Annotated in this window: 16 protein-coding genes; 8 read left to right on the forward strand and 8 right to left on the reverse strand. The window is 64.7% G+C overall.

What is annotated here, in order from left to right; translation table 11 throughout:
- Position 1: 1 nt before the first annotated feature.
- The gene (locus tag ABD866_RS05370; RefSeq protein ID WP_345061908.1) at positions 2-1492 is read right to left on the reverse strand and encodes a methyl-accepting chemotaxis protein; all 1491 of its coding nucleotides are present in this window, start codon (positions 1490-1492) and stop codon (positions 2-4) included.
- 211 nt (positions 1493-1703) lie between these two features.
- Between ABD866_RS05370 and dapC the strand changes: the two genes are divergently transcribed.
- Genes dapC through ABD866_RS05400 form a run of 6 tightly spaced genes read left to right on the forward strand, consistent with a single transcriptional unit; the run spans position 1704 to position 9076 of the window.
- The gene (dapC, locus tag ABD866_RS05375) at positions 1704-2909 is read left to right on the forward strand and encodes a succinyldiaminopimelate transaminase (RefSeq protein ID WP_345061910.1); all 1206 of its coding nucleotides are present in this window, start codon (positions 1704-1706) and stop codon (positions 2907-2909) included.
- 58 nt (positions 2910-2967) lie between these two features.
- Positions 2968-3792, forward strand: coding sequence for a 2,3,4,5-tetrahydropyridine-2,6-dicarboxylate N-succinyltransferase (gene dapD, locus ABD866_RS05380; RefSeq protein ID WP_345061912.1), 825 nt, complete (start codon positions 2968-2970; stop codon positions 3790-3792).
- A 43-nt stretch (positions 3793-3835) separates the two neighbouring features.
- Positions 3836-4999, forward strand: coding sequence for a PilT/PilU family type 4a pilus ATPase (locus tag ABD866_RS05385; RefSeq protein ID WP_345061914.1), 1164 nt, complete (start codon positions 3836-3838; stop codon positions 4997-4999).
- Between the two features lie 32 nt (positions 5000-5031).
- Positions 5032-6210 (forward strand): succinyl-diaminopimelate desuccinylase, encoded by a 1179-nt coding sequence (dapE, locus tag ABD866_RS05390; protein WP_345061918.1) that lies wholly within the window; start codon positions 5032-5034, stop codon positions 6208-6210.
- Complete coding sequence (gene prmB / locus ABD866_RS05395; protein ID WP_345061920.1) at positions 6207-7124, forward strand: 50S ribosomal protein L3 N(5)-glutamine methyltransferase; 918 nt, start codon at positions 6207-6209, stop codon at positions 7122-7124. The genes dapE and prmB overlap by 4 nt, the downstream gene beginning before the upstream one ends.
- On the forward strand, positions 7121-9076 hold the full coding sequence (locus ABD866_RS05400) for an ABC-F family ATP-binding cassette domain-containing protein (RefSeq protein WP_345061922.1): 1956 nt from the start codon (positions 7121-7123) through the stop codon (positions 9074-9076). Before prmB ends, ABD866_RS05400 begins: the two co-directional genes overlap by 4 nt.
- 308 nt (positions 9077-9384) lie before the next feature.
- On the opposite strand, the gene phbB is transcribed toward ABD866_RS05400, so the two are convergent.
- From phbB to ABD866_RS05420, 4 genes are all read right to left on the reverse strand, one after another.
- Entirely contained in the window at positions 9385-10122 is a 738-nt protein-coding gene (phbB, locus tag ABD866_RS05405; protein ID WP_345061924.1) for an acetoacetyl-CoA reductase, read from the reverse strand.
- Between the two features lie 136 nt (positions 10123-10258).
- On the reverse strand, positions 10259-11041 hold the full coding sequence (locus tag ABD866_RS05410; protein WP_345061926.1) for an EAL domain-containing protein: 783 nt from the start codon (positions 11039-11041) through the stop codon (positions 10259-10261).
- Positions 11042-11328: 287 nt separating this feature from the next.
- The gene (locus ABD866_RS05415; protein WP_345061928.1) at positions 11329-12507 is read right to left on the reverse strand and encodes an acetyl-CoA C-acetyltransferase; all 1179 of its coding nucleotides are present in this window, start codon (positions 12505-12507) and stop codon (positions 11329-11331) included.
- Between the two features lie 120 nt (positions 12508-12627).
- Positions 12628-14319, reverse strand: coding sequence for a PHA/PHB synthase family protein (locus ABD866_RS05420; protein ID WP_345061931.1), 1692 nt, complete (start codon positions 14317-14319; stop codon positions 12628-12630).
- Positions 14320-14439: 120 nt separating this feature from the next.
- Between ABD866_RS05420 and ABD866_RS05425 the strand changes: the two genes are divergently transcribed.
- A complete protein-coding gene (locus ABD866_RS05425; RefSeq protein ID WP_345061933.1) occupies positions 14440-14766 on the forward strand; it encodes a hypothetical protein in 327 nt (108 codons plus the stop codon).
- Here ABD866_RS05425 and pgeF read toward each other — a convergent pair.
- From pgeF to ABD866_RS05440, 3 genes are all read right to left on the reverse strand, one after another.
- A complete protein-coding gene (gene pgeF / locus ABD866_RS05430; protein ID WP_425549551.1) occupies positions 14686-15522 on the reverse strand; it encodes a peptidoglycan editing factor PgeF in 837 nt (278 codons plus the stop codon). The genes ABD866_RS05425 and pgeF overlap by 81 nt on opposite strands.
- The gene (gene maiA / locus ABD866_RS05435; RefSeq protein WP_345061938.1) at positions 15510-16178 is read right to left on the reverse strand and encodes a maleylacetoacetate isomerase; all 669 of its coding nucleotides are present in this window, start codon (positions 16176-16178) and stop codon (positions 15510-15512) included. Before maiA ends, pgeF begins: the two co-directional genes overlap by 13 nt.
- A 75-nt stretch (positions 16179-16253) precedes the next feature.
- Complete coding sequence (locus ABD866_RS05440; protein ID WP_345061940.1) at positions 16254-16697, reverse strand: MarR family winged helix-turn-helix transcriptional regulator; 444 nt, start codon at positions 16695-16697, stop codon at positions 16254-16256.
- A 126-nt stretch (positions 16698-16823) separates the two neighbouring features.
- Here ABD866_RS05440 and ABD866_RS05445 point away from each other — a divergent pair, with 126 nt between their 5' ends.
- Entirely contained in the window at positions 16824-17519 is a 696-nt protein-coding gene (locus ABD866_RS05445; RefSeq protein ID WP_345061942.1) for a fumarylacetoacetate hydrolase family protein, read from the forward strand.
- Positions 17520-17574: the final 55 nt, after the last annotated feature.

The following is a 17574-nucleotide window of genomic DNA, read 5'->3' on the forward strand; positions in this document are numbered from 1 at the left end:
CTCAACGCGCTGCGAGCGATTTGTAGACGCCGCAGCCGACGTACAGGTCTTCGCCCACACGCTGCACAAACGACATCTTGGTCTGCACCGCCCGGGTGGCCGGGTTGGTGATGTCGTATTCCACCCAGCCGGGGCCACGGTCTCCTTGCGCCACGATGTCGCGTACCAGCCGATCGCCTGCAATGCCCGGAATGTCTTGCACCCGCGTGCCCACTTTGGCGGCGTTGCCGCCAAAAGCCCGGTAGGTGCCGGCTTGGTCGAGCACGAACACGTACATGTCGCGGTCGTGGAAGGGCTGGCTTTTGTCGGTGATGCTGCGCAAGAACTGCTCGCGCCCAGCGGTGCGAGACAGTTGCACCGCCCGCTCCACCAGCGCCACGGCCTCGTCGGCAGTGCCCTGCTGCAGGCGGAATGCCGCCACCGCACGCGACAGATTGGCTGCCCGGTGCTCCAGCGCTACGGCCTGCTCCACCGCCTCGCCCACCATCTGGGCGTTCTGCTGCGTGATCTGGTCGAGCTGCTGCACGGCTGTGGTGATCTCCCGCAGCCCGGAGCTCTGCTCGCTGCTGGAACGCGAAATCTCGGACATGCTGGCCGCCATGCTGCGGATGCCGTGCGCCATCGCGGCGATGCCGTCGCCCGCCGAGCGGATCTGGCCCGCGCTGCTCTCCACCTGCCCCACGGTCGCCTGGATCAACTGACGGATCTCACGGGCGGCATCGCCAGAGCGCTGGGCCAGCGTGCGCACCTCAGAAGCCACCACGGCGAACCCGCGGCCCTGCTCGCCAGCGCGGGCGGCCTCCACGGCCGCGTTCAGCGCCAGGATGTTGGTCTGGAACGCAATCGAGTCGATCACGCCGATGATCTCGGTCATGCGGCGTGCGTCCTGCTGAATGCCCTGAACCGAATCGACCGCGCGGGCCATGGCCTGGGCGCCGGCATCGGCCGCTGAACGCACCTGCGAGGCTTGCTGATCTGCCTCGGCGGCCGTATGCGCCGCGTTCTGCACGGTGGAGGACAGCTCTTCCACACTGGCCGCGGTCTGCTCCAGGTTGGCAGCCTGCTGTTCGGTGCGATCCGACAGCGAACGGCTGCCGCTGGCAAGCACACCGCCCGCATACGCCACCAGGGCCGCATTGCTGCGGATGTCGGCCACCAGGGACGACAGGGTCAGTGTCATGCCGTCGAGCAGCGCCCCGAGTTGCCCGACCTCATCCTGCGCCTGCAGTTGCGCGCGCACGCTCAGGTCGCCCTGCGTGGCCCGCTGCATGGCCTGGGCGACTGTGCGCAGATCGGCGGAAACCGTGGCCTGCACCGACCACAGCAGATACAGTGTAAGCACCACCAGCACCAGCACCCACGGCCACGCCAGCGGCCACCAGGCGGCCCCGATGGCGAGCAGGCTGCCGCCAGCGCAACTCAACAGCTTGTAGGGCAACGCGAGTCGTCGCATCAGCATGGGGCCAGGATTCCATGGTGTGGTCGGGTTCATGCTGTCTCCTTGTGTTCTTCTGGCGTACGGTCCTGGCGCCGTCCCGCAACCCTGCGCGCTCTTGCAGAGCCGCTGCCATGCTAGGAAGCCCCTCTTACGCGCAATTGACAAAACAGCCTGCCCTGGCCTGTCCGAGGGTTTGTCCTCAGCCGCTGACCGGGGTGCGCGGCGGCACGGGCCTCTGCACAGCGCTCCTCCATAATGCTGCCCCATGAATCCGCTGTTGTCGCGCCTCCAACCGTACCCATTTGAACGACTCAAGCAATTGTTCGCAGGCGTCACACCTGCCGCGAACTACAGCCCCATCAGCCTGGGCATGGGAGAGCCCCGTCACCCCACGCCAGCCTTCATTCAGGATGCGCTGCGCCAGAACATGGGGGGCCTTGCGAGTTACCCTGCCACTGCCGGTGAACCGAGGCTTCGCGAGGCTTTTGCCGGATGGCTCGCGCGCCGCTACGGCGTGGTAGTCGATGCCGCTTCGCAAGTGCTGCCGGTGAACGGCTCGCGCGAGGCGCTGTTTGCGTTTGCACAAACCGTGCTCGATCCCACCCGCCCCGAACCGACGGTGGTCTGCCCCAACCCGTTCTATCAAATCTACGAAGGCGCGGCCTTCCTCGCGGGGGGCCAGCCGTACTACGCGCCCAGCGATCCGGCGCGCAACTTTGCCGTGGACTGGGAACAGGTGCCCGAGGCCGTTTGGGCGCGCACGCAGCTTCTGTTCGTGTGTTCGCCGGGCAACCCCACGGGGGCCGTCATGCCGCTTGAAGAGTGGCGCAAGCTGTTTGAACTCAGCGACCGCTACGGCTTCGCCATTGCGTCGGATGAGTGCTACAGCGAAATCTACTTCCGCGATGAAGCCCCGCTCGGCAGCCTCCAAGCGGCTGTGGCACTTGGTCGTACAGACTTCAAAGGCCTGGTGGCGTTCACCAGCCTGTCCAAGCGCTCCAACGTTCCCGGGCTGCGCAGCGGCTTCGTCGCCGGAGACGCGGCGCTGCTCAAGGCGTTCTTGCTCTACCGCACCTACCACGGTAGCGCCATGGGCCCCGTGGTGCAGGCTGCCAGCATTGCGGCCTGGGGCGATGAATCCCATGTAGAGGAAAACCGACGCCTCTACCGTGAGAAGTTCGCCATCGTCACCCCCCTCGTTGCGAGTGTGATGAAGGTGGCGCTGCCAGACGCTGGTTTCTACCTCTGGGCCGAGGTTCCTGCATCCATGGGCCTGGACGATGCCGCCTTCGCGCGCGCTCTCTACGCTCAATACAATGTCACGGTGCTGCCCGGCAGCTACCTTGCACGCGCGTCCGACGGACACAACCCCGGTGCGGGCAGAGTGCGCATGGCGCTGGTGGCCGACACCGCCGAATGCGAAGAAGCCGCCCGTCGCATCCAGCAGTTTGTACGCCACCACAGCGCCTGAAGCCCCTCTGGCCACCGCCGCTGCTCCCCGTTTTTCTTTCCTTTTTCTACGTCCAGCCATGACCCAACAACTGCAGACCCTCATCGACAACGCATGGGACAACCGCGCCAGCTTTTCGCCTTCGTCGGCGCCCAAGGAGGTGGTCGAGGCCGTGGACCATGTGATCGCTGAGCTCAACACGGGCCGCCTGCGTGTGGCCACGCGCGAGGGCGTGGGCCAGTGGACGGTGCACCAGTGGATCAAGAAGGCGGTGCTGCTGTCCTTCCGCCTCAAGGACAACGAGATCATGAAAGCCGGTGACCTGGGCTTTTTCGACAAGGTGCCGACCAAGTTCGCCCACCTCTCGCCCGAGGAAATGAAGGCCACCGGCGTGCGCGTGGTGCCCCCTGCGGTGGCGCGCCGCGGCAGCTACATTGCCAAGGGCGCCATCCTGATGCCCAGCTATGTGAATATTGGTGCTTATGTGGACGAAGGCACGATGGTGGACACATGGGCCACCGTGGGCAGCTGCGCCCAGGTGGGCAAGAACGTCCATCTCTCGGGTGGCGTGGGCTTGGGCGGGGTGCTGGAGCCTCTGCAGGCCAACCCGACCATCATCGAAGACAACTGTTTCATCGGCGCGCGCTCTGAAGTCGTCGAGGGCGTGATCGTCGAAGAAAACTCCGTGATCTCGATGGGCGTGTACATCGGCCAGAGCACGCCCATTTATGACCGTGCCACGGGCGAAGTCAGCTACGGCCGCGTACCAGCCGGCTCGGTGGTGATCAGCGGCAGCCTGCCCAAGGACGGTGGAAAGTACAGCCTTTATGCTGCCATCATCGTCAAGCGTGTCGATGCACAGACGCGTGCCAAGACCAGCCTGAACGACCTGCTGCGCGACTGAGCCTGTCTCCGACACACCCCGCCACTGCCACGAGGGAGAGCCCATGAGCACGATGGAACGCATCCTGCGCCTGATGGCCGAGAAGAAGGCTTCGGACGTTTATCTGTCGGCCAACGCGCCGGCTCTCATCAAGATCAACGGCGAGTGCATCCCCATCAACAGCCAGATTCTCCCGCCCGAGGCTCCCCGCAATCTCTTGGCGGAGATCGTGCCGCCAGACCGGATGGAAGAACTGGAGGAAACGGGTGAGCTGAACATGGGCGTGCCCTTGTCGGGCGTGGGGCGGTTCCGTGTGAGCGGCATGCGCCAGCGCGGCAGCTACGCCGTGGTGGTGCGCTACATCTCGCACCAGGTGCCTGAGTTCAGTTCTCTGGGTCTGCCGCCGGTGCTGTCCGAACTCATCATGGAAAAGCGCGGGCTGATCCTGGTGGTCGGGGCGACAGGCTCGGGCAAGAGCACCACCCTGGCGTCCATGATCGACAGCCGCAATGAAACATTGACCGGGCACATCCTCACGATTGAGGACCCGGTCGAGTATCAGTTTCGCAACAAGAAGTCGATCATCAACCAGCGGGAGGTTGGCGCTGATACGCAATCCTTGCAAACGGCGCTGAAGAACGCACTGCGTCAGGCTCCTGACGTCATCCTGATCGGCGAAATCCGCGACCGGGAAACCATGTCGGCCGCGATTGCCTATGCCCAGTCGGGTCACCTGTGCCTAGCCACCCTGCACGGCAACAACAGCTACCATGCGCTGAACCGCATTCTGAGCTTCTACCCTGTCGAGGTGCGCCCGACCATGCTGGGCGATCTGGCGTCGGCGCTCAAGGCCGTGGTTTCGCAGCGCCTGGTGCGCACCACCACCGGGGGCCGTGTGCCTGCGGTGGAGATCATGCTCAACACCAAGTTGGTCGCCGACCTGATCGAGAAGGGCGACTTCTCGGGCGTGCGCGAAGCCATGGAAAAGTCCATGGCCGAAGGCTCACAGACGTTCGAAGAGGCGCTGGCCAAACTCATCGTGGACGGCAAGATCGACCGCAAGGAAGGCTTGGCCTTCGCCGATTCGCCCACCAACCTGATGTGGCGGCTGCAAAACGATTTCTCGCTGGCGGCCAACGCGGCCCGTGCGCAGAAGGAAGCCGCCGAGGCACCAGACGACCAACCGTCTTTCACCGAGATCGTGCTCGACGTCAAGCCTGCGGGCTGACCTTGACAGAGCTGGTTCACCCTCGTTTCCTGATGTCCCCTACCCTGCTTCTGGCCGAACAACTGATCGGCCTGCCCTCGGTCACGCCGGACGACGCCGGCTGCCTTGATCTGCTCACAACCCGCCTAACGGCCCTGGGCTTTGCCTGCGAGCGCCTTGACAGTGGCCCGGAGAACTTCCGCGTCAGCAACCTGTGGGCCACACGCCTGCCATCGCCGCAGGCACCGGTGCTCGTATTTGCAGGCCACACCGATGTCGTGCCCACGGGCCCACGCGAGCGCTGGACCAGTGACCCGTTCGTGCCCACGCACCGCGACGGCAAGCTCTATGGGCGCGGCGCGAGCGACATGAAGACCTCGATTGCGGCGTTCGTGGTCGCACTGGAGCAGTTTCTTGCCGAGCGTCCTGACCCGGCACTGGGTCTGGCCCTGCTTCTCACCAGCGATGAAGAAGGCCCGTCGGTGGACGGTACGCGTGTGGTGGTCGAGCAGCTTCGCGCCCGCGGGCAGCGACTGGACTATTGCATCGTGGGCGAGCCGACGTCGGTGCAGCGCACGGGCGACATGATCAAGAACGGACGGCGCGGCACGCTCAGCGGCCGCCTGACCGTGCAGGGCATTCAGGGCCACATCGCCTATCCGCAACTGGCGCGCAATCCCATCCACCAGGCCCTACCGGCACTGGCAGAGTTGGCCGCCACCACCTGGGATGCGGGCAACGCCTTCTTCCCGCCCACCAGTTGGCAGATCAGCAACATCCATGCGGGTACCGGAGCAACCAATGTGATCCCGGGCGACATGGTGGTGGACTTCAACTTCCGATTCAGCACCGAATCCACCGCCGATGGATTGCAGGCGCGTGTGCATGAGATCCTAGACCGCCACGGACTGCAGTACACCCTGCAGTGGACGCTGGGCGGTCTGCCGTTCCTGACACGCCCGGGCACCCTGGTGGACGCCGTGACACAGGCCATCTACGACGAGACGGGCCTTGAGACGGAGCTTTCAACCACGGGTGGCACAAGCGATGGCCGGTTCATTGCCCAGGCGTGTCCGCAGGTGGTGGAACTCGGACCACCCAATGCCAGCATCCACAAGGTGGACGAACACATTGCCCTGGCGGATATTGAGCCGCTGACCGCCATCTATCGACGTGTTGTAGAACGACTCGACGCTCTGGCCAGAGACGAACAGCCCCGGGTGGGCTCATGAACCCTTCGCACACACAGGATGCGGCACTGAACCTTGCCGCGCTGGTGGAGATGGCCGCGAAGCGGCTGGAGGCGGCCGGAGTGTCGTTCGGCCATGGAACGACCAATGCACACGACGAAGCTGCCTGGCTCGTGCTCTGGCGGCTGGGGCTGCCATTGGATACCGATCTCGGAACCGACGGCGAGGGCCTGCGCGCAGTCACGCCCGAGCAGCGGCTGGCGGTGAACGCACTGCTGGACGAGCGCATCGCCACACGCAAGCCGGTAGCCTACCTCACGCGAGAGGCTTGGCTTCAAGGCGTACCGTTTTATGTGGATGAGCGTGCCATCGTGCCCCGGAGCCTGATCGCGGAGCTGCTGGTGGACGGAAGTATCGACGAGTGGCTCGACCCTGCCACCACGGCGGTGCTGGACTTGTGCACAGGCAATGGCAGTCTCGCTGTGCTGGCTGCCATGGCATGGCCTGATGTGCAGGTGACAGGCGCCGACATCTCGCCCGATGCACTGGCCGTGGCCCAGATCAACGTTGAGCGACACGGTTTGCACCACCGCATTGCCTTGGTGCAGTCGGATGGCATGGCGGCAGTGCCTGGTCCGTGGGATCTGATCCTCTGCAATCCGCCCTATGTGAACAGCGCCAGCATGGCTGTACTGCCCGAAGAGTACCGGGCTGAACCGTCAATCGCGCTTGCTGGAGGAAGCGACGGCATGGATTTCGTGCGGCCCCTGCTGCGTGATGCGGCGCGGACGTTGTCGCCCGCAGGCGTGCTGCTGCTGGAGATCGGCCACGAGCGTGAGCATTTCGAGGCCGCCTTTCCCGGATTGCCGGCGTTCTGGATGGACACCAGCGCTGGCAGCGACCAAGTCGTGCTGATCACGGCGCTGGCCCTGACCCGTTTCTTCGCTACGGAATGATCCTTCTCAAGAACGTGACCTTGCGGCGGCACAGCAAGGTCCTGCTCGACGGCGTCAGTGCCGTCATCAACCCGGGCGAGCATGTCGGTCTGGTAGGCCGCAATGGCGCGGGCAAGTCTTCGCTGTTTGCGTTGCTCAATGGCAGCTTGCACGAAGACAGCGGCGAATTCAGCATTCCGCCGCACTGGCGTATGGCCCAGGTGTCGCAGCACATGCCGGAAACCGAGGAATCGGCGACTGCTTTCGTTCTGGAAGGCGACACGCGACTGGGTGAAGCGCAGATTCGGCTTGCTCAGGCCGAGGCCACCGGCGATGGCCTCCAAATGGCACAGGCGCACGCCGATCTTGCCGATGCCGGAGCCCACGATGCGGCACCGCGTGCGCAGGCCCTGCTGCTGGGCCTGGGCTTCAAGCCGCAGGAACTGGAGCGCCCGGTCAACAGTTTCTCGGGTGGTTGGCGCATGCGGCTTCAGCTGGCCCGGGCGCTGATGTGCCCAAGCGACCTGCTGCTGCTGGACGAGCCGACCAATCACCTGGACCTTGATGCGCTGGTGTGGCTCGAATCGTGGCTCAAGCGCTACGAAGGTACCTTGCTGGTGATCAGCCACGACCGCGAGTTCCTGGACAGCGTCACACAGGTCACGCTGCAGATCGAAAACGCACAGCTCACGCGTTACGGCGGCAACTACAGCCGGTTCGAGGAGCTGCGGGCGCAACAACTCGAACTTCAGCAAGCCAGCTACGAGCGACAGCAGGACAAGATCGCCCACCTGCAGAAGTTCATCGACCGCTTCAAGGCCAAAGCCACCAAAGCACGCCAGGCGCAAAGCCGCGTCAAGGCACTGGAACGTATGGAGCGCATCGCACCGGTGCTGGCAGCAGCCGAATTCACGTTCGAGTTCCGCGAACCGTTGAACCTGCCCAATCCGATGCTCACGATCACGGACGCCACCTTGGGCTACCGCAATGCCGACGACCAGCCACTACCCATCCTTCACGGCGTTAGCCGCTCCGTGCTGGCAGGTCAACGCATCGGCATCTTGGGCGCCAACGGACAGGGCAAATCCACGCTCGTCAAAACCATCGCGGGAACACTTTCGGCGCTTTCGGGTACGGTGACCGAAGGCAAGGGGTTGTCGATCGGATACTTTGCACAACAGGAACTGGATGTGCTCCGCCCAGACGACTCACCGCTGGTCCACATGATCCGACTGGCCCGGGACACGGGTGCGGGGCATGCCATGCCAGCCCGCGAGCAGGACCTGCGCAACTTCCTCGGGACGTTCCAGTTCACCGGTGACATGGTGCAGCAGGCCGTGGGCACCATGAGCGGCGGTGAAAAGGCCCGCTTGGTCCTGGCCATGATCGTCTGGCAACGCCCCAACCTGCTGCTGCTGGACGAACCAACGAACCACTTGGACCTGAACACGCGAGAAGCGCTTGCCGTCGCACTCAACGAGTTCGAGGGCACGGTGTTGCTGGTCAGCCACGACCGTGCGTTGCTGCGCTCGGTCTGCGATGAATTCTGGCTGGTCGGTCGGGGCGTGGTCGGGCCCTTCGATGGCGATCTGGACGAATACCAAAGCTATCTGCTGGAAGAAGCACGGCGGATGCGCGAGGCCGCCCGGACGGCCTCCACCTCCCACGCTCCAGCCGATACCGCTCCTGGAACGCCGCCGGCTCGCGATCCTCGCGAGCAGAGGCGCGTCGAAGCGGCAGCCCGCCAAGAACTGTCTCAGCGGCAGCGACCGCTCAAAAAGGAAATCGCGAAGGTGGAAGACCGGCTGTCGGCCCTCTCTTCCGAGCGAACAGGCTTGGAAAACCGCTTGATGGAAGGGCTTGCACCGTCTGATATTGCAGAGGTCGGCCGGCGCCTCAAGGCCGTGACGGACGAGGTGGAACAGTTGGAAGAGCGCTGGCTCGAACTGTCCGAGCAGTTGCAGTCGCTTTGATCCGTGTTGGAACGGCTGACATCCCGGACACCAAATCGCTCTCAAAAATTTTGGTGCATGGTTGTCAACGCGGCCCCAGGCTGGTGCGTTGGAGTCTCATCTGAGGAGCAAAACCATGAACACCACCTCCATCCTGTCGCTCTGGCCTGAAGACGAACGTGACCGTAAGCGCGCTCCGGTTCGCTGCTGATTCCGGTGTACGGGGTGCACTACCCGTCCTTCTACCTTCTATGCTCTGACGTCTGCCTACTCTGCAGACTCCATCAAAAAACCCCGCCGAGGCGGGGTTTTTGCTGGGCGCCAAGGCATCAACCCATGTGCAGGCCGCCGTTGACCGAGAAGTCAGCGCCGGTGGAATAGCCGCTTTCATCCGAGGCCAGCCAAGCGATGATGGAGGCAATCTCGCTCGGTTCGCCGAGGCGCTTGACGGGCACGGTGGCCACAATCTTCTCCAGCACGTCCGGGCGAATCGCACGCACCATGTCAGTGCCGATGTAACCCGGGCTCACCGTGTTCACCGTTACCCCTTTGTTGGCCAACTCCTGGGCCAACGCCATCGTGAAGCCGTGCATACCGGCCTTGGCTGCCGAGTAATTGGTCTGACCCGCTTGGCCCTTTTCGCCGTTCACGCTGGAGATGTTGATGATCCGGCCCCACCCCTTTTCGACCATGTCGCCCACCACCTGCTTGGTGACGTTGAACATGCTGTTGAGGTTGGTTTCAATGACCGCATCCCAGTCTTCGCGGGTCATCTTGATGAACATACGATCACGGGTGATACCGGCGTTGTTAACCAGCACGTCGATGCTGCCGTGCTCCGCCTTGGCCTTGCCGAAGGCCTCAACAGTGGAATCCCAATCGCCCACGTTGCCCACCGACGCGTAGAAGGTAAATCCCAGGGCCTTCTGCTCAGCCAGCCACTTGGCATGGTCGCGGGTGGGGCCGCAGCCGGCAATCACCTTGAATCCCTCCCGGTGCAGACGCTGGCAAATGGCAGTGCCAATACCGCCCATACCCCCAGTCACATACGCTACTTTCTGGCTCATCTCATTTCTCCTTGTTGGTGGAACTGCCAAGATCCACTCTACCCAAGAAATATGCCAGTTTCGTGGAGGAAAACACTGACGGTGCCTGTTTTGGCGCTTCCCACAACGGAATGGCCCATCGGCCTCACGATTCTGCTCAGGAGTGCATGGTGGCCAAGGGGAGCGATTCCCAACCCGGGCGGGCGAAAAGGTAGCCTTGCTGGAGGTAGATGCCCAACTGGCTAAGGTAGCTTGATTCCGCATGGGTTTCCACGCCCTCTGCCACCAGGTCGATGTTGAGGCGCTGGCATACGAGCGCGATGCCGGCCACGATGGCCTGCCGTACAGGGTCTTCGTGTACGTTGCGAATCAGTTCCATGTCGATCTTGAGCACATGCGGCTGGAACTGGGCCAACATGGTCAACCCCGCGTAGCCAGCACCAAAGTCGTCGATGGCCGTCATCAGCCCTTGCCGGCGGTACTCGTCAAAAATCGACCGCAGGTGCGCGCCATTGGTCAGTTGCTCGCCTTCCGTCACCTCGAACATGATCCGGTTGTGCGGAAACGCGAAGGTGTGTGTGGCCTCCATGGTGGCCCGTATGCAGGTCTCGGCCCGATACACGGCGTTCGGCAGAAAATTGATGCTCAGTCGACAGTCCGGCAGGTCCGCCAAGCCCAGGCGCGATGCCAGCTCGATGGCCTTGACCCGACATGCCTGGTCGAAGCGGTATCGGTTCTCATCGTCCACCTGTGACAGCACGGTGGCCGCAGGCTCGCCCTGCGGCCCACGCACCAGCGCTTCGTAGGCAAACGGCCGGTTCTGGCGCAGATCCATGATGGGCTGGAACGCCATCGAGAACTCGAACGGCAGCAGCCGTTGGTCGCGGCAGGCCTGGCAACCCAGTGGGACAAAAGCGGGGGGGATGTTGGAGGAGCTCATGGGCGTTTCCATGCTAGTCCAATCTGCAGCTTCCGTCAGCGGTCCCCATGTCGGGCAAGCGCCCACCGCAGAAGCACGGCAGATAGCTACCGAGCGCGGCTGCGTGGGCAATCTGCGCGCACATGATTGGCTCTAACGGGCGAGGGAGAGCGCACTGCATGGCGCGCCCAGCCACCCTTAGAAAGGCCTGCAACAAGGCGCACGGGCCTCGCTACCGTAAAAGCATTCTGGAAACGCAGCTGTGCCAGTGGGCATGGCGAACCACCGCGTTCTAATGCCCTGACAGGTCAGCGCTCTACCGCGAGCGAAACTCCCATGCCGCCGCCGATGCACAGCGCAGCAAGTCCCTTGCGTGCATTGCGGCGCTGCATTTCGTGCAGCAGGGTAACCAGCACGCGACAGCCAGACGCCCCGATCGGATGGCCGATGGCAATCGCCCCGCCGTTAACGTTGACCTTGGTCGGGTCGATGCCCAATTCCTGGTTCACGGCACAGGCCTGGGCAGCAAAGGCCTCATTCAGTTCGAACAGGTCCACATCGGCAGCGTTCCAGCCAGCGCGCTGCAGCGCCTTGCGGGACGCGGGCACCGGTCCCATGCCCATGGTGGCGGGGTCAAGGCCGCTCGTTCCAAACGCTGCGATGCGTGCGAGCGGCTTGAGGCCCAGCGCCGCCGCCCGCTTGGCCGACATTACCACCACCGCGGCAGCACCATCGTTGATGCCCGATGCATTGCCAGCGGTGACCGAACCGGCCTTGTCAAATGCCGGGCGCAGGCCTGCCAGGGCTTCGGCGTTGGTCTTGCGGTTCAGGTATTCGTCGGCGTTGAACAAGATGGGGTCGCCCTTCTTCTGCGGCAGGCTCACGCCCACGATCTCGTCAGCAAAACGACCTGCGTCCTGAGCGGCAGCGGCCTTTTGCTGGCTGGCCAGTGCCAAAGCGTCCTGCATCTCGCGGGTAATGCCGTACTGCTTCGCCACGTTTTCGGCGGTGATGCCCATGTGGTACTGGTGATAGACGTCCCACAGGCCATCCACAATCATCGTGTCCACCATCTTCCAGTCGCCCATGCGCTGGCCCTCGCGCGAACCATTGAGCACGTGAGGCGCCAGGCTCATGTTCTCCTGCCCGCCAGCCACCACGATATCGCTGTCTCCGGTGGCCACAGCCTGGGCGGCCAGCATCACGGCCTTCAGGCCCGAGCCGCACACGGCGTTGATGGTCAGGGCGGGCGTTTCCTTGGCAACACCGGCCTTCATCATGGCCTGGCGTGCCGGATTCTGGCCGCAGCCGGCGGCCAGCACCTGGCCCATGATGACCTCGCCGACCTGGTCGGCCTGCACGCCTGCACGCGCGATGGCCTCACGGATCACGATACTGCCCAATTCGGTGGCCGGGGTCTTGGCGAGCGAGCCGCCGAACTTGCCGACGGCAGTGCGGACAGCGGAAACGATGACGATGTCTTCCATGGGATCTTCCTTCACACAACAAGAGGGCCCGCCATGACCAAAGGGTCGGCACGAAGCCCGGAACGAACTGAATCAGGGATGCTGGCCGACGATACTTCAGCAGACGTCGGCCGATCGGCATCAAGCCTTTTGCTTGACGTAGCGGCCAGGGGCCGGCTCGATGGCCTTGAAGCTCGGAGCCTTGCCGTAGGTCTTGGGAGCAGGCACCTGCCGGCCTGCATGCGACTGCAGCCACGCAGCCCAATCGGGCCACCAGCTGCCAGCGTGCTCGGTGGCCCCCGTCAGCCAGTCGTCAATGTTGGGGGGCAGCTTGCCGTCGGTACGGAGCCAGTGGCTGCGCTTTTTCTTCTCGGGTGGGTTGATCACGCCGGCAATATGGCCCGACGCCCCCATCACAAAGCGCTTGGGGCCACCCAGCAGCTGCGTGCTGGCATACGCCGCGGTGATGGGCACGATATGGTCCTCGCGGGAGCCATACACGTACGCCGGCAGTGTGAGCTTGCGCAGGTCCAGCTTTTCGCCGCACACGGTCACGCCGCCAGGCTGCACCAGGCGATTTTCGAGATAGAAATTGCGCAGGTACCACGCATAGAACGGTCCCGGCAGATTGGTGCTGTCGCTGTTCCAGTACAGCAGGTCAAACGGCGGCGGCGTTTCGCCCTTGAGGTAATTGCCCACGACGTAGTTCCAGACCAGGTCATTGGGCCGCAGAAAGCTGAACGTGGAGGCCAGATCCTGCCCGCGCATGAGACCGCCCTGCCCCATCTGCATTTCACGAAAACGCACGAAGGACTCGTCGATGAAGACATCGAGCACGCCGGTGTCGCTGAAGTCCATGAGCGTGGTCAGGAAGGTCGCGCTGGCCGCCGGCGACTCGCCCCGCGCAGCCTGTACGGCCAGAGCGTTGCTCAGCAGCGTGCCACCCACGCAGAAACCCAGGGTGTTGATCTGCTCGGCCCCCGAGATCTTCTGCACCACCGCCATGGCCTGCATCACGCCGTCCTGCACGTAGTCGTCCCAGGTCTTGTGCGACAGCGACTCGTCCGGGTTGCGCCAGCTCACCACAAAGGTGCGGTGGCCCTGGCTGACGGCGTAGCGGATCAGCGAGTTGTCGGGCTGGAGGTCGAGGATGTAGAACTTGTTGATGCAGGGTGGCACCAGCAGAAACGGCCGCTCGTACACCTTCGCCGTGAGCGGCTTGTATTCGAGCAACTGGAACAGCTCGTTCTCGAACACCACCGCCCCCTCGGTGGTGGCCACATTGCGGCCGACCTCGAACAGGCTCTCGTCGGTCATCGACACATGGCCTTGCCGCATGTCGTGCAGCAAGTTCTGGATGCCCTTGGCAATGCTCTCCCCCTGCGTTTCGACCGCCTTCTTCTGGGCGTCGGCGTTGAAGGCCAGGAAGTTGCTGGGCGCCATGGCGGCCATCCACTGCTCCACTCCGAAGCGGATGCGGGCGCGGGTTTTCTCGTCCGCCTGCACCGCGTCGGCCAACGCCATCATCGTGCGCGCATTGAGCAGGTAGGCCGCTGCGGAAAACGCGGCCACCGGGTTCGAAGCCCAGCCCTCGCCACTGAACCGGCGGTCGTCGATCTTGAGCTGTCCTTGCAGGCCTTGGGTCCAGAGCGCAGCAGCGTCCTGCAGGTATTGGGTTTGAATGGCCTGCAGTTTTTCGGGTGCGAACTGTACGGCACCTGGAGCGCCTCCAGTCTCCATTTGCTGGAAGGATTGCAACGCCTTGGTCCAGCCTTGGCTGAACATCTGCTGGAACTGCTGGGCGCCTTGGGCCCACGGTGCTTCAGGATTCATGCTGCTTCCTCGGTGATACGGGTCATCGCACAGGGCTTGCTCGCATTGTTGCCCACGCGCCGTGCAGTGGCAACCATTGCCGCGGTGCGCCGACAACGCGGAGCACCGACAATTGCAGCCATGTATCTAGTCGTCATCGCGTGGCTGTATGTGGTGCTCATGATGGCGGTGGCCGAAGCCACCAACAGCAATGGGACCGTGCTCGGCGCCATCATCACGTTCCTGTTGTACGGACTGCTGCCCATGGGCATCGTGGTCTATATCCTGGGCACTCCGGCGCGCAAGCGGGCGTTGCGCGCCCGCGAAGCGGCCGAGCAGGCGGCCTACGATGCAGAGCAGGCTGCGCTGCGCGGCGCAGCGGCCGCGTCAACCGCGCCAGATGCAGGCAGCGAAGCGCCCGCTGCCGCCGAGCCGCCCGGTATCGCGCCGGTGCGAAAAGAACCGTAGCGGGTTGCCCACCGTGCACCAGCTGCCGCTGCTGTCGTTGCCATAAACAGCCACCACGCCCAGGCGGTCCAGCCGCCGCCGCGCCAGCCCTGCCAGATCGGCCCAGTGTTTGCCCGGCGCAGCTCCGGCGGCAAAGCAGGCGGCGCTGGCCTGGTCGTGGCGACAGAAGGCCTCGGCCACTTCATCGCCCACCTCGAAGGCGGTGGGCCCGATGCAGGGCCCGAGCCAGGCCAGGGTCTCGGGCGCAACCACCTCCAGCGGCTGCTGCAGCGTCTGGGCCAGTGCGTGCAGGGCGGACTCCAGCACTCCGAAGCCACCCTGCCCGGCCAGCCCGCGCCAACCCGCATGGGCCGCAGCCACGGCCCGGCCACTGCGATGGGCCAACAGCACGGGCAGGCAGTCGGCCACCAGCACCGCGCAGACAGCGCCGGGCACCGCGGTACAGAACGCATCGGCCTCTTGCACCACCGCAGGATCGGACTGCGCGGTGAGCGCCAGCGTGGTGGTGCCGTGCACCTGGCTGTGGATGAACAAACGCGCCCCTGGCGTCAGCGACGCCAGATGGGACTGCAGCCGCGCGCGATTGCGCAGCACGTCGCCCGCAGCATCGCCCACGTGGGAGCCGAGGTTGAGCGTATCGTAAGGCGCGCTGCTGAAGCCGCCCTGGCGCGTGGTGCACAGCGCCTGCACGCCCGCTGGCGCCGGCCAGTCGGGCACGATCCAGCCGTGCGGAGCGGTGGTGCTCACGCGTCGCAGTCCGGGCAAGCGGAGGGCTGGGCAGCCTCGAAGGCCGGGTGCGCCATCGCGTGGTCAAAGGCCGCCTGGACGCGGGCGAGGCCCTCCAGCGGCACGGCAAAGCGCTGCGCGTTGAAGATCTGCGGCACCAGGCAGCAGTCGGCCAGCGTTGGAGTGTCGCCCCAGCAGTAATCCGACGCCGGCAGCCCCTGAGCGGCCCGTACGTGTTCGTTCAGTGCCAGCTGGCGCTCAAAGGCTTCGAGGCCATGGCGCACCCAGTGCCGATACCACGCCGTCTTGGCGTCTTCGCTCGCGCCCAGTTCGCGCACCAAGTACTTGAGCACGCGCAGGTTGTTCAGCGGATGGATTTCGCAGGCCACCATCTGGGCCAGCGCCCGCACCCGGGCGCGTGCCAGCGGGTCGGCCGGCAGCAATGCGGGCGTGGGGTGGGTGTCTTCCAGATACTCGATGATGGCCAGCGACTGCGTGAGCACATCGCCCCCGTCGGTGACGAGTGCCGGCACCAGGGCGTCGCCGATGCGGCTGGCGAAAGCCGGGGCCTGGTGCTCACCTTTGACCAAATGCACCGGTACGTAGTCGTACGGCAGGCCCTTGAGGTGCAGCGCAATGCGCACGCGGAACGAAGCGGAAGAGCGGAAATAGTTGTGCAGTTGCATGGCGGGTGGGCCCCTGGGGCCGCAGAAGTGATCGGCTCGCAGGCCCGAGGAGCGGGCTGCGGCGGGGTGGCAACCTCAGGGCGCCGGAGGGTTGTGGGTGTAGACCATCTTGGCCAGCAGTGCCTTGAGCTGCTCGCCTTCTTCGTGCGACAGGGGGGCCATCAGCCGCTCTTGCACCCGCTGGGCGGCATCGCGCATCTGCAGCGCCGCCTTTTCCCCTTCGGGCGTGATCCACAGCAGCTTGCGGCGGCGGTCGCGGGTGTCGGACTCGCGCCGCACCCAACCGCGGGCCTCCAGCCGGCCGATCACCGAGCCCGACGTGGCCGCATCGAACGCCACGCGGGAGGCCACCGTGACCTGGTCTTCGCCCGGGCGGTCCAGCAGTTCGTGCAGGATGGCGAACTGCACCGGCGTCACGTCGAAACCGGCGGTCTCTTCCATGAAAAACGCCACGCCAATCTGATGCGCCCGGCGCACCAGGTGCCCGGGGGCCTTGTGGAAGTCGAAGCTCTGTCCCATGGGGGCGAGTGTAGCGGCAGCGACCCTGCTGCCTGCCGGTCTGCGGTGGCCGTGGCACACTGCCAGCCACGGCCTCTGGCACCGCCGGAAGCCTGCGCCTTGTTGCCAACCTGCTGAGAGACCTGCATGTCCTTCATCTTCCCCCCTGCCCCCGTGGTCGCCGTGCCTGTGCTGGGGCGCGCCGAGCGCTTTCCCGTTCACCGCATCTACTGCGTGGGCCGCAACTACGCCGAACACGCCAAGGAAATGGGCTTCACCGGCCGCGAGCCGCCGTTCTTCTTCATGAAGCCTGCCGACGCCGTGGTGGTGGCAGAGCCCGGGCGTGCCACGCCCCTGCCCTACCCCAGCCTCACGGCCAACCTGCACCATGAGATCGAGCTGGTGGTAGCCATCGGCAAGGGCGGGCGGGACATCCCGGCGGCGCGTGCGCACGAGCACATCTTCGGCTACGCCGTGGGTCTGGACATGACGCGCCGCGACCTGCAAAACGACATGAAGAAGCAGGGCCGCCCGTGGTGTATCGGCAAAGGCTTTGACCACAGCGCGCCGATCGGCCCCATCACTCCGGTGGCCGAAGCCGGTGCCGTGGAAAAGGCCGCGATCTGGCTGCAGGTGAACGGCACCGACCGCCAGCGCAGCACCGTGGACCAGCTGATCTGGAACATTGCCGAGACCATCGAGCACCTGTCGGCCGCCTGGGAGCTGCAACCCGGCGACCTGATCTTCACCGGCACGCCCGAAGGCGTGGGCGCGGTGGTACGCGGCGATGTGCTGGAAGGCGGGATCGACGGCCTGGGCTCCATCCGGCTCGAAGTGGTCTGACCACGCCAGGCATGGCTGCAGCGCGCATTTGCTATCATAATGATAGCTGCTCGTG

Origin of the sequence: Acidovorax lacteus (assembly GCF_039540375.1) — a bacterium.
Classification (GTDB): Bacteria; Pseudomonadota; Gammaproteobacteria; order Burkholderiales; family Burkholderiaceae_C; genus Acidovorax_G; species Acidovorax_G lacteus.

What these genes read in the sequence shown, in the direction of transcription:
- ABD866_RS05370 (WP_345061908.1), bottom strand. Translation starts at nt 1,492, where the DNA reads ATGAACCCGACCACACCATGGAATCCTGGCCCCATGCTGATGCGACGA.
- dapC (WP_345061910.1), top strand. Translation starts at nt 1,704, where the DNA reads ATGAATCCGCTGTTGTCGCGCCTCCAACCGTACCCATTTGAACGACTC.
- dapD (WP_345061912.1), top strand. Translation starts at nt 2,968, where the DNA reads ATGACCCAACAACTGCAGACCCTCATCGACAACGCATGGGACAACCGC.
- ABD866_RS05385 (WP_345061914.1), top strand. Translation starts at nt 3,836, where the DNA reads ATGAGCACGATGGAACGCATCCTGCGCCTGATGGCCGAGAAGAAGGCT.
- dapE (WP_345061918.1), top strand. Translation starts at nt 5,032, where the DNA reads ATGTCCCCTACCCTGCTTCTGGCCGAACAACTGATCGGCCTGCCCTCG.
- prmB (WP_345061920.1), top strand. Translation starts at nt 6,207, where the DNA reads ATGAACCCTTCGCACACACAGGATGCGGCACTGAACCTTGCCGCGCTG.
- ABD866_RS05400 (WP_345061922.1), top strand. Translation starts at nt 7,121, where the DNA reads ATGATCCTTCTCAAGAACGTGACCTTGCGGCGGCACAGCAAGGTCCTG.
- phbB (WP_345061924.1), bottom strand. Translation starts at nt 10,122, where the DNA reads ATGAGCCAGAAAGTAGCGTATGTGACTGGGGGTATGGGCGGTATTGGC.
- ABD866_RS05410 (WP_345061926.1), bottom strand. Translation starts at nt 11,041, where the DNA reads ATGAGCTCCTCCAACATCCCCCCCGCTTTTGTCCCACTGGGTTGCCAG.
- ABD866_RS05415 (WP_345061928.1), bottom strand. Translation starts at nt 12,507, where the DNA reads ATGGAAGACATCGTCATCGTTTCCGCTGTCCGCACTGCCGTCGGCAAG.
- ABD866_RS05420 (WP_345061931.1), bottom strand. Translation starts at nt 14,319, where the DNA reads ATGAATCCTGAAGCACCGTGGGCCCAAGGCGCCCAGCAGTTCCAGCAG.
- ABD866_RS05425 (WP_345061933.1), top strand. Translation starts at nt 14,440, where the DNA reads ATGTATCTAGTCGTCATCGCGTGGCTGTATGTGGTGCTCATGATGGCG.
- maiA (WP_345061938.1), bottom strand. Translation starts at nt 16,178, where the DNA reads ATGCAACTGCACAACTATTTCCGCTCTTCCGCTTCGTTCCGCGTGCGC.
- ABD866_RS05440 (WP_345061940.1), bottom strand. Translation starts at nt 16,697, where the DNA reads ATGGGACAGAGCTTCGACTTCCACAAGGCCCCCGGGCACCTGGTGCGC.
- ABD866_RS05445 (WP_345061942.1), top strand. Translation starts at nt 16,824, where the DNA reads ATGTCCTTCATCTTCCCCCCTGCCCCCGTGGTCGCCGTGCCTGTGCTG.